16 protein-coding genes are annotated in these 15,627 nt (G+C 36.5%); 1 reads left to right on the forward strand and 15 read right to left on the reverse strand.

From position 1 onward, the window contains the following. Positions 1-41 precede the first annotated feature (41 nt). The 7 genes from GM418_RS31920 to GM418_RS23370 all read right to left on the reverse strand — a co-directional run bounded on the left by GM418_RS31920 (position 42) and on the right by GM418_RS23370 (position 5,716). Entirely contained in the window at positions 42-167 is a 126-nt protein-coding gene (locus tag GM418_RS31920) for a hypothetical protein (protein WP_281350189.1), read from the reverse strand. A 21-nt stretch (positions 168-188) separates the two neighbouring features. After that, on the reverse strand, positions 189-539 hold the full coding sequence (locus GM418_RS23345) for a cupin domain-containing protein (protein ID WP_158869614.1): 351 nt from the start codon (positions 537-539) through the stop codon (positions 189-191). A gap of 218 nt (positions 540-757) precedes the next feature. After that, entirely contained in the window at positions 758-1,159 is a 402-nt protein-coding gene (locus GM418_RS23350; RefSeq protein WP_158869615.1) for a hypothetical protein, read from the reverse strand. Between the two features lie 48 nt (positions 1,160-1,207). Continuing rightward, positions 1,208-1,747 carry a helix-turn-helix domain-containing protein gene (locus GM418_RS23355; RefSeq protein WP_217447576.1) on the reverse strand — a complete coding sequence of 180 codons (540 nt, stop codon included), beginning with the start codon at positions 1,745-1,747 and terminating at the stop codon, positions 1,208-1,210. A gap of 132 nt (positions 1,748-1,879) precedes the next feature. Then, the gene (locus tag GM418_RS23360; RefSeq protein WP_158869617.1) at positions 1,880-3,025 is read right to left on the reverse strand and encodes a fatty acid desaturase family protein; all 1,146 of its coding nucleotides are present in this window, start codon (positions 3,023-3,025) and stop codon (positions 1,880-1,882) included. A gap of 133 nt (positions 3,026-3,158) precedes the next feature. Continuing rightward, a complete protein-coding gene (locus GM418_RS23365) occupies positions 3,159-4,658 on the reverse strand; it encodes a B12-binding domain-containing radical SAM protein (protein ID WP_158869618.1) in 1,500 nt (499 codons plus the stop codon). A gap of 212 nt (positions 4,659-4,870) precedes the next feature. Continuing rightward, entirely contained in the window at positions 4,871-5,716 is an 846-nt protein-coding gene (locus tag GM418_RS23370) for a LytTR family DNA-binding domain-containing protein (RefSeq protein WP_158869619.1), read from the reverse strand. 754 nt (positions 5,717-6,470) lie between these two features. Between GM418_RS23370 and GM418_RS23375 the strand changes: the two genes are divergently transcribed. Beyond that, entirely contained in the window at positions 6,471-7,139 is a 669-nt protein-coding gene (locus GM418_RS23375; RefSeq protein ID WP_158869620.1) for a hypothetical protein, read from the forward strand. A 568-nt stretch (positions 7,140-7,707) separates the two neighbouring features. Here GM418_RS23375 and GM418_RS31925 read toward each other — a convergent pair. The 8 genes from GM418_RS31925 to GM418_RS23415 form a co-directional block, all read right to left on the reverse strand. Further along, positions 7,708-7,974, reverse strand: coding sequence for an RteC domain-containing protein (locus GM418_RS31925; RefSeq protein ID WP_343033322.1), 267 nt, complete (start codon positions 7,972-7,974; stop codon positions 7,708-7,710). A 116-nt stretch (positions 7,975-8,090) separates the two neighbouring features. After that, complete coding sequence (locus GM418_RS31930) at positions 8,091-8,459, reverse strand: RteC domain-containing protein (protein ID WP_158869622.1); 369 nt, start codon at positions 8,457-8,459, stop codon at positions 8,091-8,093. A 342-nt stretch (positions 8,460-8,801) separates the two neighbouring features. Continuing rightward, positions 8,802-8,981 (reverse strand): hypothetical protein, encoded by a 180-nt coding sequence (locus GM418_RS23390; protein WP_158869623.1) that lies wholly within the window; start codon positions 8,979-8,981, stop codon positions 8,802-8,804. A gap of 51 nt (positions 8,982-9,032) precedes the next feature. Next, positions 9,033-9,491: a magnesium-dependent phosphatase-1 gene (locus tag GM418_RS23395; protein ID WP_158869624.1), complete on the reverse strand. Its 459-nt coding sequence runs from the start codon at positions 9,489-9,491 to the stop codon at positions 9,033-9,035. Between the two features lie 2 nt (positions 9,492-9,493). Beyond that, a complete protein-coding gene (locus GM418_RS23400; RefSeq protein ID WP_158869625.1) occupies positions 9,494-11,572 on the reverse strand; it encodes a pyruvate formate lyase family protein in 2,079 nt (692 codons plus the stop codon). 43 nt (positions 11,573-11,615) lie between these two features. Then, positions 11,616-13,421, reverse strand: coding sequence for an arylsulfatase (locus GM418_RS23405; RefSeq protein ID WP_158869626.1), 1,806 nt, complete (start codon positions 13,419-13,421; stop codon positions 11,616-11,618). Next, entirely contained in the window at positions 13,418-14,260 is an 843-nt protein-coding gene (locus tag GM418_RS23410) for a glycyl-radical enzyme activating protein (protein ID WP_158869627.1), read from the reverse strand. The genes GM418_RS23405 and GM418_RS23410 overlap by 4 nt, the downstream gene beginning before the upstream one ends. 17 nt (positions 14,261-14,277) lie before the next feature. Next, positions 14,278-15,618 carry a sugar porter family MFS transporter gene (locus tag GM418_RS23415; protein ID WP_158869628.1) on the reverse strand — a complete coding sequence of 447 codons (1,341 nt, stop codon included), beginning with the start codon at positions 15,616-15,618 and terminating at the stop codon, positions 14,278-14,280. Between the last annotated feature and the right edge of the window lie 9 nt (positions 15,619-15,627).

Consider the following 15,627-nt stretch of genomic DNA (forward strand, 5'->3'; position numbering starts at 1 on the left):
TTCGTCATTTCAGTCTGAGAATTCTATAAAAAACAGAGTAACTAAACTATGCTTGAATCACTTTTCCCTTTTTTTTTTGCAGCTTTTTCTGCTCTTTTTTCTTTCAGGCTTTTTACAGCCACTTTTTTCGTGTTTCTTCTCTCTTTTCCTTCCTTAGCTTTTACCATAATTTTTATTTTAAGACATTATTATAATGTGTTTTCTTCATACCCGCTTTTAATTACTGTCGAAATCATTTTAAACCTTTTATTGGCTTTTATAAAGTGCGAGACATGGGCAGGTATTATGACTATTTCCCCTGTTTTTAGCAGGAGTGAATGTTTATCAATTACTATCTCGGCATCTCCTTCTATGATTTGGACAAATATATCGAATGCAGAAAAAGTTTCCGGAAGAATCATTCCGTTATCAAATGCGGTAACACTTACATTTCCAGTTGTTTTCCTGATAATCGTTTTGCTTGCAATTGCGTTGGAAGTGTAATCAATAATTTCAATTAAGACATGTCGTTTCGATTTTTCGATCTCTGTATCCTGCATGTGTTAAAGGTAGCTTAATGAAACTGTAGCATGTTATACTATTAATATTTTAAGTTACATTATTCACACATTTATTTTTATACACTTATCCTCCAATTCAAAGGATTTTGGATAGAAATAGATGAACTTTTACTGTATCCGGACGATTAGGAAGTGGCCGAAAATTAACCTGAGAGTTTATTTACAGTAGTAAAGAAGTTGACTATAATACTTTGTCGTCATTCTTTCTCCCAACTCGTAATATAAAAGGGAATATAAATGTCAACTGGAGATTCTGTAACGCTCTTTTCATTCAAATCATCAATAAACTCCTGATAAAACCGATTAAACCGTTCTAAGCCATCGTGAGCTAATAAAAACAGTAACTTTTGAGTGTTCTGAGAATTAAATTCTCCAACACTTGTGTAAATTACAACCATTTTAAAATCATCAATTTTATCATGCTTATGCAAATAAAAACTAATGAATTTGTTTTTGTTTTCCTTCGGTGTTACGACATAGCGGTAATTCCTGGTTATACTATCCCATTCAAAAAAAATAATATAATCAGCAATTGAAAAGTTAGGTTGAATAAAATTTTCAAAGATTTCCTGCACATAATATTTTTCATTGTGATTCATGAGCATCCTTTTAATTTATAATCCTTTATTTCTTATGCCCCGAATTATTCACACTTCCTCGAGTGTATCCCGCCTTTTATTCTTTAGCTTTTTGAAATGAGAAGGAGTAAGTCCGGTAATTTTTTTGAACTGATTTGACAGGTGGGCAACGCTGCTGTAATGCATTTTATAGGCAATTTCAGTAAGATTTAGCTCATCATAAACAATGAGTTCTTTTACCTTTTCAATTTTGTGTGTGAGGTAAAACTTCTCAATTGTAATGCCTTTAACTTCTGAAAAAAGATTGGCCAGGTAAGTATAATCGTAATTCAGTTTTTCACTGAGATAATCTGAAAGATTCACTTTAATCTGCTCCTCGGTGTAGTGCACCAGCTCAATAATTGCGCTTTTTATTTTTTCAACGAGGATACTCTTTTTATCATCCATTAAAAGTAGCCCGGATTTTTTTAATGCCGTTCCTAACTGTTTTAATTGTTCAGCCTCTACATTCCCTATAATATTAGCTTCTCCAATCTTTACATACGTATATCGAAGCCCAATTTTTTCCAATTCGGCTTTCACCACCATCTGGCAGCGTATGCAAACCATATTTTTGATGTAGAGTTTCAAATAATTTATTTCGTTTCACAATGATTGGCTTGAATTTAGCATCTCAAAATCTGTTATCAATTTTTAACCGAGCCATATTATATTTTCTAAACTTACTGATATTAATCGAGTTTATTGGAAAACAGCCATCGACTTTTTCTTTTTTGAAACTGGAACAGCAGTTAGTTTGGCCGACTCGTCAAACTCCCCAAGAAACTTTAACATTTTGATGTGTTGCCATACTGCCTGTGCAAAATTCTTGTTAACATGATACGGAAGGTTATGTTCTTTGGCTTTCGCCTGAACAATTTCTGAAATATCCCTGTAGTGTATATGGCTGATGTAAGGGAATAAATGGTGTTCCACCTGGTAATTCAAGCCACCGACCAGCCAGGAAAAGATTGTGCTTTTAGGTGAATAATCGCATGTAGTGTACAACTGATGTATCGTCCAGTTATTATCTAATTCACCATTTCCGTCAGGAATCGGATATTCTGAAGTTGGAACTACATGAGCGGTTTGAAAAATAGTGCTTAACACCAGTCCGCTTGTAAAATGCATCAGTAAAAATCCGCCAATTACCCAGTACCATGAAACAGGAATTGTCAACAGCGGAATTATCAGAAATACACTGTAATAAAGAATTTTTGAAATTATTATATCAATCAGCAACTTGTTAAAATTTCGCTTGCTACTCAATTTTGCACCCATCTCTTCGTACTTTTTTAATCGTTTGAAATCTTTGGCTACAATCCACGAAATCGTCATCAGGCTATAAAAGAACCATGCGTATATATGCTGATAACGGTGTATCGCTTTTATTGGGCGGTGAGGTGAAAACCGTAAAATTCCCGGAGGAGCAATATCTTCATCATGCCCTTCAATATTGGTAAATCCATGGTGAAGGGTGTTATGTTGAAAGCGCCAGTTGGCCGGAAAACCACCAAGCAAATACAATGAATTGCCAAAAAATCGGTTCACTTTCTGGTTTTTGGAAAAAGAACCATGATTGGCATCGTGCATGGTAACCATTCCGAGTCCCGACATTCCAAGCCCCATAATAAACCAACACAACAATACCAGGATTACAGAAGATACTAATCCTGAAATCATAAGTATAAAAGGAGCCAGATATAAAAGGCTCATAAAAATAGTTTTCACATAGATTTTCCAATTTCCATGCGGTTGTATATTGTTTTTGCTAAAATACTCGTTTACTGAATTTCTTAAATCAGTTGTAAAATCGAGCTTATCTTTTGAATATTTTATGTTTCCCATTATTCTAATTTTAATTTTTTATTGTTTTCTGAACGGCTCTGGTTGTTTAACCTGTTACCACCAAAACCAGATTTTTAGTATATTCTCACCTTAAGTGTTTATTTTGAATGGCGGATAATTTTTATCGGATGACTTAATATTTGTGCCGGTTTTGTCTAAGTCCGTAAACTGTTCTGAAATGATAACCGTACACTGCCAAAGTTATGGCGTCTATAAAAAGGTTGGGTTTATTCATCAATGTCCAGACGATAAACTTCCAATATTCGAACCTGCCCTTGTTCAGCATACCCAATATAAAAATGGATTTAAAAAACGCCTTTATCCGGGCAAAGTCAATGTTGCTTTTACCAACTTTTACCGGTTTGTAATTCAGGAACAATTCCCTGATGCGCTTGTAATAGGGTTTTTCCTTATAAATATTGTTTATGATATATTGGTAGCCATCCTGTAACTTTTGATTATCCATTTTTGGTATAAAGTTCATTGTAAAATCGGTGTTGCTCCCGGTTGCATCAACGGTCAGCCTGTTTTCCTTTTCCATTTGTTTATATAGTCGGGTGTTTTTTGGTGCATTGAGCAAGCCTACCATAGCCGATACGATTCCGCTTTTCTGAATAAAATCGATTTGCCGCTGGAATACGGTGGAAGTATCACTGTCGAAACCTACGATAAACCCACCAGAAACCTGTAACCCAGCCTTCTGGATTTGCTTGACATTTTCCAGTAAATCCCGGTTTTCATTCTGAATTTTGTGGCAACTCTGTAAAGATTCTTCAACCGGAGTTTCAATTCCTATGAAAGTTGAAATAAATCCCGCTTCACGCATCATCGTCAGTAACCGGTCATCGTCGGCAAGGTTTATCGAAGTTTGTGCGCTAAAACTGAAAGGATGGTTGTGTAATTTCATCCATTCAATTATTGCAGGAAGCAACTCGTTTTTAATAATTTTTTTATTCCCGATAAAATTATCATCTACAACGGATACTGCCCCTTGCCAATTCAGGTTATAAAGTGTTTCCAATTCTTTTATTATCTGTTCTTTGGTTTTCATTCTTACTTTGTGCCCGAGTAATGCTGTAATTTCACAGAAATTGCACGAAAAGGGACATCCCCTTGATACCTGAAGGCTCATGGAAGCATATGCTTTTAAATTCAATAAGTAAAAATCGGGAACCGGAGAAAACGATAAATCGGCATATTCATTGGTCTGATAAATTCTTTTTGGCGGGACCCCATTTTGTAAATCGCATAAAAACAAGGGAAGCGTAATTTCTGCTTCGTTTAAAATGAAATGATCGATTTGCGAATAATTATCAAATTCCTGGGTAAACAAAGGGCCGCCAGCAATAACCTTTAGTGGATAATTTTTACAACGGGCTAAAATTTCAGATACAGATTCTTTTTGAACATACATACTGCTCAGAAAAACATAATCTGCCCATTCCAGGTCTTCGTTTTTAAGCTCCTCAATATTTAAATCAATCAACTTTTTCTGCCAATTCTCCGACAACATGGCTGAAACTGTTATTAATCCTAATGGAGGCACGGCAGCTCTCTTGGAAATAAACTTTAACGCATGCTTAAAACTCCAGTAAGTATCGGGGTATTTTGGATATATCATCAGAACTTTCATGAAATTAGTATTTAATTGATTTAAAATTAAGACACGTGGAAATCATTCCATGTCTTCCTATCTTCTTAAAAAGAATAAACTAATGGCCTAAAAATACATCACGATTTTACCAGGATAAAATGAAAGGGATAAGCAAAAGTTTTTTGGGACAAAATATAATCTGGAAGGATGAATACTAAAATACAATGGTGAATGCCATTCGCCCCTGCACCCTAAAACAAGTCCTTTACAACCATTAAATACTGACGGGAAACTGGAATTGTCTCTTTTGTATCAATAAGTGTCAACCAGTAGTTATTAAAGTTTTTATTCAACTTATCGATGTATTGGATATTGACAATACTTGAGCGGTGTGTGCGTACAAAATTATTAAACTCTTTTAGTTGTTTTTCGATATTCTTCAGGGTATTCCGAACCATCTTTTTCCTAATCTCGCCACCGTCCCGAAAACCTATTTCCACATAATTATCAGCTGATTTTACAAAAATAATCTCTGATATCTGTAGCCTGATATTATCGGCTTCATTCTCAGAAATGAATTCAATAAACTTGTCTGCGTAGCTTTCTGAGAATTGCCTTATTTTGTCCTGCATCATCCTGTTTTCCTCCAAAAGCTTCTTGTATTTTCCGTGCGTCGATGAAAAGGTTTCTTTCAAATATATGGTAACAGGTGCGCTTAGGTTAATAACTACAACGCGCAGAACAATATTAAACGTAATTCCTGTATTTCCAACATAGCGAATATAAAATACAAACGCAATGCTGATTAAAGCTATCTGCGAAAAGTAATACAGAGAATTCAGCATTGGACGATATACTCCATCCAAATTGTTGCGAAGGAGGTGGCGTTGAAAAATAATTTGTATGATTACCTGAATAATAAAAATTATTAAGCCATAGCCGGCAATAAACAAATTTTTATTCTCAAGTTCGAATTTATGTGAAGGAAAAGGTTGGAAAAAAAGGATAAACAGGAACACAGAAATGCTGATCACCAGATAAATCTTAAAATATCTTTTTGATAGCGAAATAAACTGATCTATAATATTGTTCGACATTTTTTTTGTGATTTAAATCAGAATTAATTGAGTAACGGGTGGCATTTTATAATCGCCAATAACTATTTTTAATAAATCATTCTGATGCCTTTTCTGCTTAATCTATGGTTTCTTACAACAAAACAATCTAAAAATAGGGAAATAACTAATTTAAATTAAACGAATCGACAAGTTTTATATTAAAATTCGGGAACCCAAATCAAAAGTATTGTTGATGATTTTGTGTTGGCTTGCTTTTATACATGTAAAATATGCAGATCCTGATGGCATTTAATTTCAAAGGGTAAGTGGATATTTGCGTCCTTAATTTATCAGTTCAAAAACGACCAGAGAAATGACTATTTTCATGACAGATACTATTTTGTTTTACATTAGTAGATTTTATAAAGCCGAAAGGTCTTCTAGAAGCTTTAATTCTGCTATCAAATGGTTCGAATTTTGTACCGTAGGGTTCACCAGAAAACAAGGCGCTTACAGAAATATAAGTGCCTTTTGTTTTTAATGGGTACAACATAGGTACAACAAAATCACCCAATAAAAAGTACCAAAAATTAACAGATACATAGAGTCATTCTATGTTATTCAACATTTCGAAAGCCAAATACAGCCAAATGAGCGTAAAATATACGCCAACACGGATTTTCATTTGATTGCACCTGAAAGATTATTTACTTTTAATCAGTTAATTATCAATGCTATTGAAAAAATAAAATAGTGTTGACGTTTGATGGAATTAGTACTCAAATAGGCAAATATGGAAACAATAATCAAGAAATCAGGACTGCTTATTTTTCGATTCAACAGGAAACTCCGATGGATCTTCAATATTCGAATATTGCAAAACCACAATACAACGATCCTTTTCATCCTGATTGTATGTCTTTTGATTCTGTTATTTGGACTTTGGGGCATGGGATTTTCATTTATCCATGTTATCCTTTACTCTGCCATAAGCATAACAATACTTTTCTTGACTTTACTTTTTGTCGGATCATTGAATGAAGCTCGCAGGTTATCAAAACAAGTACCTTCCAGCTGTTTTCAGTTTGTAAAAAGTAATTTGAATGGGATCTACCTGCCAGACCTGGGATTCACAGAAAACGATCGGGAAAATATAAACCTGGTATTAAATGGACTTGAAACAAAAAGCAGAATCGATTTTAAACTGGTATCCGACAATCGGGCTGCAGCTGATTATAAAAAGCTGTTTCGCATTCTTCATCTGCTAATTGATGGAGGAATCAAAGATTTCAAAAAAGAACGCAAGGAGCAACTCTTTAAACTCATTGAATCAACTTTCACATTAAACGGTTCAGATGTTAACAGGGCGAGTTTGAACTCGCGGTTTTCAGAATGGGCGAATGAAAACGAATCCAACTTTTCGGAGAATTTAAACGAATTTCAAAAGATTCTGAATTTGTAGAAAGTATTTCTCTCGTATTTTCCCCGTAACGACAATTTCCTTCTTGTTATACTGCCATATACAAGCACATATTTGTTTATGAAAATTTTACGAATCAGGCATTATTTTTCATCAAATATATGCAACATATAAAACGAAACAATTTTTTCAAAACAAGTTCAAAGCGGAATCAAGCAGATAAAGAACCTGCTTTTCGAAAACAAAACAGTTTTTTATGTGGAAGAACTGGCTCAGAATATGGGGCTGTCGAAAAGTAAAAGCAACAAAATTCATTTTTATTAACAGGCGACAATATTATGCTGCATATAACAGATACTGTTTTACAAAGAATGTAAGTACAAAATACCGGGGGTTGCAACCCCCGGTATTTTAATTTACACAGTTTATGAGATAGTGCTCCATAACACTTAGTTACGACAGATTAAAATAATTCAAAATTACTACACTTTTTGTTTTTTATAGTGTTGTGCTGTTTCTTTCTTTGCCTTTTCTATTTTTATTGCCAGGCACTTCCGGTGAAAATCACGGAGTTCGTCCAGTTGTTTTTCAGGTAATTCTTCGATAAGTTCTATCCGTTTGGCCTGATCTTCAGTTTTCCAGTATTCAACAAACGGGCAATCTCAATAATATCGGCCTGACCGTTATTGATAACCCGGGCATAGTACAGTGCATAAACGAGCTCCACCGCATTAATATTAGGCCCCGTCCACTCTAAAGTCGAAATAGGTTTATTGTGGTTAAAATTCATAAAGCTCTTCTTTGGATTAACCTTCAGTTTTGATATTTCATCGTATAGGCATTTTTGAAGCTGTTCACATACCATCATTTTTGCCAACGTACAATCTTAACCGGTTGAAAAGTCGGGTCAAGATAATTTGGAATATGGTCAATATGAATCCTGCGATCTGTATTACCACGTAAAAAATAAATGTGGTCCGAATATGTCTTTTTTCATTTGTAGTACTGGTAAAATGCCTTGTCTTCTTCTATTTCTTTTGTATGTTTTTGCAGCATGTACTTCAAATATCCGATTTGATCAGCATCTTCTGATTCCGGCCTGTGGGATTCGATGTTAAATACCTCGGTATAATATATCAGTTTACTAAATACCTTTGGTTTTATGTGTTTGAAAAAGTAAATTTCTTCTGCATCGTTTAAGAATCCATTCTTAAATACCATTTCCCTAAGTTTCAGGATAACTTTGTTGCATAATCCAATTGCTTTCTCCGTTGTTTCGATAAAACAATGCGGTTGGATTTCTAATTGGGATAATTCGTTTTCAAGTTTTCTGATTGTTGCATTGTATGCCGGGCTTTTCATGATCTAACATTTTTTGGGTACGTACAGTCTTTATTAATAAAAAATATTACCGCTGTGGTACCGGGGTTTTATAACTCTTTATATTTTAATTTCATATTTCAATTTATTTTCAACATTATTTAGGGACAAAATCCCGGAAGTATATTTCAACTCCCGGGAAGCCTTATTGCCCACGGCAATAAAGGGATCTAACTAAACGAATCAACTATGTGCTGTAATTGTCTGTTATTTTGTTTCTAATATTTTTCTTTCTAAGATTGAATCCCAGTTATTATTAATGTCATACGTCCATTTTATTTTTCCACTTCGATGGTTACTCCGTAATAGGCAGGGTTATCAATTTTATCTTTCTTTTGAACATTTATAATGATAGTTGAGTAAAGATAAAAGTTCCTCTTTTTCAATTTCATCAACAAAATCAAATTTTTCTTTTGGTGAAAGATGATCGAAGCCTTTTACGGGATAATCTGGCAACCTTTTTCCTGCCGGGCAACTATATAAAATACCGAATAATATAGTCATGTTATCCATGATCAAAAACGAGATAACTAATATTGTAATGGTCTGATTTTATTAATCAATAAATTCTCTAATCCTTTTTAAGTTAATTCCATTTTCTATCAAAACACAATTTACTCCCAGCTTCTCTATTTGTTCTATGTTTCTTTGCTCATCATCAAAAAAGACTACCCGTTCTGGATTAGATCCGGTTAGATTCAAAATATTTTTAAAATGCGCTTCTTTACTACCCGGATAAACTTCCGTTACATCAAAGTATTTGTCAATATTGAATAGTTTTAATAATTGGTTTGCCCAGTCCCGCTGATATGTACGTGAAGCAGCGGCTATTATTTTCTCATTTTCTTTTAGATATTCCAGAATGTTAATTGCATTAGGATAAAGACGTATCCACCGACCTCCCCTGTCATATAATTTTCCGTTTTCCCACAGATACGGGGGACTAGTCTCGCTACACCAGATATCACCTGCATTCCAGATTGTAAAATCAAGCTCAAAGACAAAAACTTCCATTTTCACAAACTTAATTCAACACGCTGAATAATATGGTCCTGGTAAACTTCATCCAATTCAGTAAAATAGCCGCTCCAGCCCCAAACACGTACAATCAGGTTTTTATGTTCTTCGGGATGTTCTTTTGCTTCAAACAATTGCTCCCGGTTCACAGCATTTATTTGAAGTTGGTGGCCTCCCAGCTCCATATACGATTTTACCAGCATTGACACTTTCCGGACACTTTCTGAATTTCGAAATACTGTATCATGTAATTCAAGTGTAAGCGGACCGCCATTCATTATTTTCTTCATGTCGGGTTTGGAAAATGACCTGATTATTGATACAGGGCCATTTAATTTGACATTCAATGCCGGAGAAAAGTTTGCAGAAAGCGGTTCACTATTTTTCCTCCCGTCGGCCGACGCCCCAATGTCCTTCACATGCCACAAATAGTACATTGCACTGCCAGACCCCGGCCTGAAATTTCCTCCTCTTTCGTTAACCATGCCGGCTGTTAATTCCGAAAAATCATCCAGCAACTCTATGGCTATATTATCAACAAAGTCGTCATCGTTGCCCATCTTTGGTGCATCGTATCTCAATTTCTGCCAAAGATCGTCATGCCCGTCAAAATTATTTTCAAGGGCATCCATGAGTTCTTCAGCACTGACCGTTTGTTCGTCAAAAACATATTTTTTTATGGCAGCCAAAGAATCCGCCGCTGTTGATAATCCTGTTCCGTGAATACCGTAATTGTTATATTTCGCCCCGAAAGAAATATCTTTTGCATTTTCTACGCAGCCATTCATCAGCAACGACTGAAAAGGGGCCGGCTCCATATAAATATTCCGGAGCCCTGAAACCTGGCAATCCAATTCTTCCCCGATTTGCCGTTTAATCCCTCCCATAAAAGTTTTAAAGTCCTTGCTTTGCTGAAGGTATCTTTTTATGCCTGCATCAACTACTGTTGCAAGCGGCAAAGCTGCAATATTGGGAATGTCCATCCCTTCGCCAGGAATAATAAACTCCCAACAGGCAGCAACTACATAATTACGCGCATCTTCCAGTTCGTAGCCCTTCGAAAGCAATCCCGGGATAACAACTTCGTCGTTTGAATACTGCGGAAAACCTAATCCCTGTTTTGTAAGTTCTGTTCCTAGGTCGTATATTTCAATAGGAGTGTTTTTTGTAACCCGAAGGTTTATTTTAGGATCAATCAATTTTAATTCAAGGCTGGCCTTAAGACACATCTCCGAAAGCATATTGAATGCCTCGTTCCCGTTTTCATCTACTCCTCCCAAAACCATGCTTTGCCCGTTGTCTCCCTGCTGCATTCCCGGATAAAGGTCACTGTCTTTGTTAAAGGAAATAAAAAATTCTTCAAGCAATTCCATGGCCGAATCATAATCGAGCACACCTGAATCAAGATCGTTTTTCAGGTATTTGAACATATACTGGTCAAACCTGCCAACCGTGTTATGATAATTCCCCGAAGCCCACAATGTAAAATGGAGAATCCTGAAAAACTGCACGGCTTCATAAAATGAACGTGCACCATATCTGGGTACCCTTTTCAAAACATTATAAATATCCTGTCGTCCCGATTTCAGGGCTGTTTCTGCATATCTGTCAGTCAATTCTTCTACGTCATCGATAGACTGAAGTACAGCATTTAAAAATTCCACCCCATCGGTTTCTCCCTGAGCAGAGTGAATTTCAATAGAATGTAAAATTTCTTTTCGTCTTTGTTTAAACCCAACTTCAATTGTATAATCATAATTTGAGCTAATATTACAGACCTTACCCAATTCATGGATGTAATGGTCCTTACGGATTTCATCCCATTCTTTCCCTGTATATATCTCAGGAATTTTAGGAATTGTCCTTGTAAAAACAATTTTTTCACTTGGGAGAATAACTGGATTTTCATTCTTCAAAACCCATGTCAATCTTTTTTGTACCCTTTGCATATCGGACAACTCTTGTTCTTTTAGAGAATCAGTAAAACGTTCTAATATATTATTTTCTATTTTTTGCCTGAATTTATGATGCTCTTTTTTCAAAATAAATTCTCTCGTATTTATAACTTTCCTATTCATCTCAAATTAATTATTAGTTGTCTTTTTATGCCTATAACTTATCTTAATTATTATTCTTAATAATTTCCAAGGCCCTAAATTCTCCGACAATATTTCCCGGTATTTTCACAGCCTGCAAAACAATATCATATCTGCCTGTATCAAGCGCCATTGTTCCCAAAGGCAATTTTGCCCAGGATTCTTTTAAAGAAGGTGAATCTTTGCTCACAACGCTGGGAAGTACAATTTTCCCGGGAGAATGTGCTTTTGAAATGATGTTTCTGATATGCTCATTTTTTACTGATAATTGCATCTCGGAACCAATATCAGCTTCATCGCAGGTATAAAGCAAATTAAATTTATAATTCCCGGATTGATAAACCTGAACAGGCCAGATTACCGAGTCGTTTACGCTTTTCCAGTTAACAATCCAGTTGTAAGCCCAACCATGCACCCCGTTATAACCTACACCTCCTTTTAATATAGCGTCAGGAGCAACAGCTCTTACTGTATCTTGACCCGGATAGCCAACCGGGACAGATGGAGAACCTGTTCCTTTACTGGTTACATCTTTATACCAATTTTCGTAGGCTTCCTTCAGTTTTTCTGTTATCTCCGGTTTATCCGATGAAATATCCCTTCTTTGAGACGGGTCAATGTACATATCATACAGTTCATATTTACTATTGTTATTAACAAGCCGGTAACGCTGGGTTCGGACTCCTCCGGGAGTCATAACATTTTTTCCGAACCTGGTTTGGTGCGTAAATATCATCCTCTCGGGATGCAGATTGGATTCCCCATTAATTAAAGGGACAAGGCTTACCCCGTCCATTTTTACATTATCGGGGGCTTTTATTCCGGTTAAGTCTATTAAAGTCGGTAATATATCAATGACCCCGGCAATATCATAAATATGGTTGTTTTCAGGAATATGGCCTTTCCATCGCAGGTACAAAGGTACCCGGACGCTGCCTTCGCTTACTTGTGCTTTTATCCCCGCAAGGCCATCATTAAAACGGTGGAATGCAGGACCATTATCGCTTAAAAAAATTAGAATAGTATTTTCATCTAGGTTTAATTCTTCCAGCTTCGACATTATCCGGCCAATATTTTCATCCATTTCATCAACCATGGCATATACCGCTGCTGTTCGGTCATCAGCAACCCCTTTTTCAATGTACTTTTCATAATATTGCCTGGGAACCTGAAAAGGATGGTGCGGCACATTATATGGGATATAACAAAAAAACGGCTGGTCTTTATTCGATTCAATAAAATCAAGTGCCCTGTCGGTCAGATAATCTGTTATATATTGATCTGTGGTTATTTGCTCCCCGTTATGGTCCAGGTGGCTGTTAAAATAGTTATTCAATGCACCGTGGAGGAAACCGGTAAACTCATCAAAACCCCTGTTATTGGGATGGTAGGGTTTATATAAACCCAAATGCCATTTCCCGAAGCAACCGGTTGCGTACCCCGCTGATTTGAAAACATCAGCAGCTGTTACTTCATCCAATCCCAACATTTCGGTACGCCTCCCAACCCAGGAAGTTCCGCACCGGAGATTATAGCGCCCTGTTAAAAGGCTTGCCCTCGTTGGGGCACACATCGGGCAAACATATAACCTTTCAAATTGTACACCTTCCGACGCAATTCTGTTTAATGTCGGGGTTTCTATTATATTATTGCCATTTAGCTCGGCATCTCCCCAGCCCTGGTCATCAGCCATAATTAATATGACATTGGGATGATTTTCTATTTCAGCAGGTTCATTATGGCACGCACCAATTATAAACAGCCCAAAAAAAAGACAACTTTTGACATAGTTTCTTATAAAGCACAAATTATTGAAATTAATTTTATTCATAATACAACCACATTTATATTATATTTTTCAAATACATCTTTCCTGAAATTTACTTTTCGCTTTGCATCAAATCCGGGATTATATTGTTTTCTTAACATCGGGTACTTTGCCCCGGCAATCTGATGATAAGGCAATAGCTCCACTCGCTTCAAATTTTTGGCATCTTTGATTAGCCTGGCTGTTTCTTCCATATTCTCCATGGTATCATTTACCCCGGGAATCAAAGGTATCCTTATATAAAAATCGATATCTGATGAGCATAAAACTTCCAGGTTATTCAGTATCTGTGCATTGTCAACCCCCGTATATTTTTTATGAATATCAGGATTCGTATGTTTTACATCCATCAATACCATATCTACTTTAGAAAGCATCCTCTGAAAAACCTCTGTTTTTGCATACCCTGAAGTTTCAACGGCAATATTTACAGGTTTCAGATGTTCAATCAATTCAAAAAGAAAAGCCGGCTGAGCAAGTGGTTCCCCCCCCGAAATGGTAATTCCTCCACCACTTTTTATCAAAACCTCTTTACCCTTCAACAGTATTTCCGCCAAATGGGTAGCTTCATAATCTTTCCCCACAATCTTTCGCAAGCGCAAGGGGCAAACGTCAACGCATTTTCCACATTGGATACATTCATTATTGGAACACACTTCACTACATTTACCACAATGTATACACGCTGCATAACTCACCATCAGTTCTTTTTTAAAAGAAATTCCTTCCGGATTATGGCACCATGTACATTTCAGAGGACACCCTTTAAAAAAGACAAGCTTCCGTATCCCCGGCCCGTCGTGAACAGCAAACTCTTCAATATTAAAAATGGTACCTTTCATTTAAAACTTACTAATTCTCAGGATTTCTTTACTAAGACCATGTGTTCAATTTCTTCCAGTGACTTTCCTTTGGTTTCCACCAGGGAAAAGCGGTAAAAGACAAGGCTTAAAACAGTGGCAATACCGAAAAACAGGAATGCATAACCAGTACCAACAGAAGCTACCACAACCGGAAATACCCAGGAATTTAACGCATTAAAAAACCAATGGGAAAAGGAGCCGATTGCCGAACCTCTTGCCCTTATATTTGTAGGAAACATTTCGGAAAGGATGACCCAGATAACCGTACCTTGTGAGGCGGCGAAAAAAGCAATAAATCCCAGCATACTTATTAAAAGGATATAACCACTTGTATTTCCTGAAATATATGCCCAACTGAACAAACCCAGAAATATTGGCATACAGATTCCACCGATATATAATAAAAATTTCCTTCCGAATTTATCGATCAAAGACATCCCGACAATGGTAAAAACCAGGTTTGTTATCCCAACAAGTACCGTTTGAGTAAAAGCAGATTCACCACTAAACCCGGCTTCCCTGAAAATATCGGTCGAATAATAGTTGACAATATTGATACCCGACAATTGGTTAAACATCCCAACCCCGATACCTATCAATACCAATTTCAAATATGGTTTTTTGAAAAGGACAGAATAATGCGTGAAAACCTCATTATCAAGTGAGTCCTGTATTTCCTTGACTAACTCGTCCGGCGTAATTTGGTTGTTATTAACCCTTAAAATAGCATTTTTTGCCTCTTCCAAACGCCCTGTTTTTACCAGCCATCTGGGACTTCGTTGAATAAAAAACAGGAGCCCAAAGAAAATTGCCGAAGGGATTACCCCAAACAAAAACATCCACCTCCATTTATTTTCAGTCTCACCAATACTATCAATAATGAAGTTGGAGAAGAATGAAACCAGGATTCCGAGCACAATCGCAAACTGGGCTGTTGCCACCAAACGCCCCCTGTATTTTGGCGGGGCTACTTCTGAAATATACATGGGAGTTACAACCGATGCACCACCAACGGCAATCCCTCCAATAAAACGCCCAATGATGAATATCCATAAATGGGTAGCCAGCCCGGTCATTAACATCGAAACAAGAAAAAACAGGGCCATGTATTTCAGAATGAACCTGCGCCCGTAAATATCTGCCGGTTTGCCAATAAATAAGGCACCGATAATACAACCTATCAGGGCAGCGCTAACAACAAAACCTTTCATTGCAGGTGAAAGCCCGAAATACTGGGCTACATAAAATATGGTCCCGTTAATCACACCGGTTTCAAAACCAAATAACAGGCTGCCCAGTGCAGCCACAAATGTGATAAAATACAAATAGCGTTTCATGAAGCTTTT

Origin of the sequence: Maribellus comscasis, assembly GCF_009762775.1 — a bacterium.
Lineage (GTDB): Bacteria > Bacteroidota > Bacteroidia > Bacteroidales > Prolixibacteraceae > Draconibacterium > Draconibacterium comscasis.

Excerpts from the sequence above, each read along its gene's own strand:
- GM418_RS31920 (WP_281350189.1), bottom strand. The coding sequence starts at position 167 with ATGGTAAAAGCTAAGGAAGGAAAAGAGAGAAGAAACACGAAAAAAGTG.
- GM418_RS23405 (WP_158869626.1), bottom strand. The coding sequence starts at position 13,421 with ATGAATAAAATTAATTTCAATAATTTGTGCTTTATAAGAAACTATGTC.
- GM418_RS23345 (WP_158869614.1), bottom strand. The coding sequence starts at position 539 with ATGCAGGATACAGAGATCGAAAAATCGAAACGACATGTCTTAATTGAA.
- GM418_RS23410 (WP_158869627.1), bottom strand. The coding sequence starts at position 14,260 with ATGAAAGGTACCATTTTTAATATTGAAGAGTTTGCTGTTCACGACGGG.
- GM418_RS23400 (WP_158869625.1), bottom strand. The coding sequence starts at position 11,572 with ATGAATAGGAAAGTTATAAATACGAGAGAATTTATTTTGAAAAAAGAG.
- GM418_RS23375 (WP_158869620.1), top strand. The coding sequence starts at position 6,471 with ATGGAAACAATAATCAAGAAATCAGGACTGCTTATTTTTCGATTCAAC.
- GM418_RS23355 (WP_217447576.1), bottom strand. The coding sequence starts at position 1,747 with ATGGTTTGCATACGCTGCCAGATGGTGGTGAAAGCCGAATTGGAAAAA.
- GM418_RS23395 (WP_158869624.1), bottom strand. The coding sequence starts at position 9,491 with ATGGAAGTTTTTGTCTTTGAGCTTGATTTTACAATCTGGAATGCAGGT.
- GM418_RS23360 (WP_158869617.1), bottom strand. The coding sequence starts at position 3,025 with ATGGGAAACATAAAATATTCAAAAGATAAGCTCGATTTTACAACTGAT.
- GM418_RS23415 (WP_158869628.1), bottom strand. The coding sequence starts at position 15,618 with ATGAAACGCTATTTGTATTTTATCACATTTGTGGCTGCACTGGGCAGC.
- GM418_RS23365 (WP_158869618.1), bottom strand. The coding sequence starts at position 4,658 with ATGAAAGTTCTGATGATATATCCAAAATACCCCGATACTTACTGGAGT.
- GM418_RS23370 (WP_158869619.1), bottom strand. The coding sequence starts at position 5,716 with ATGTCGAACAATATTATAGATCAGTTTATTTCGCTATCAAAAAGATAT.
- GM418_RS23390 (WP_158869623.1), bottom strand. The coding sequence starts at position 8,981 with ATGACTATATTATTCGGTATTTTATATAGTTGCCCGGCAGGAAAAAGG.
- GM418_RS31930 (WP_158869622.1), bottom strand. The coding sequence starts at position 8,459 with ATGAAAAGCCCGGCATACAATGCAACAATCAGAAAACTTGAAAACGAA.
- GM418_RS23350 (WP_158869615.1), bottom strand. The coding sequence starts at position 1,159 with ATGAATCACAATGAAAAATATTATGTGCAGGAAATCTTTGAAAATTTT.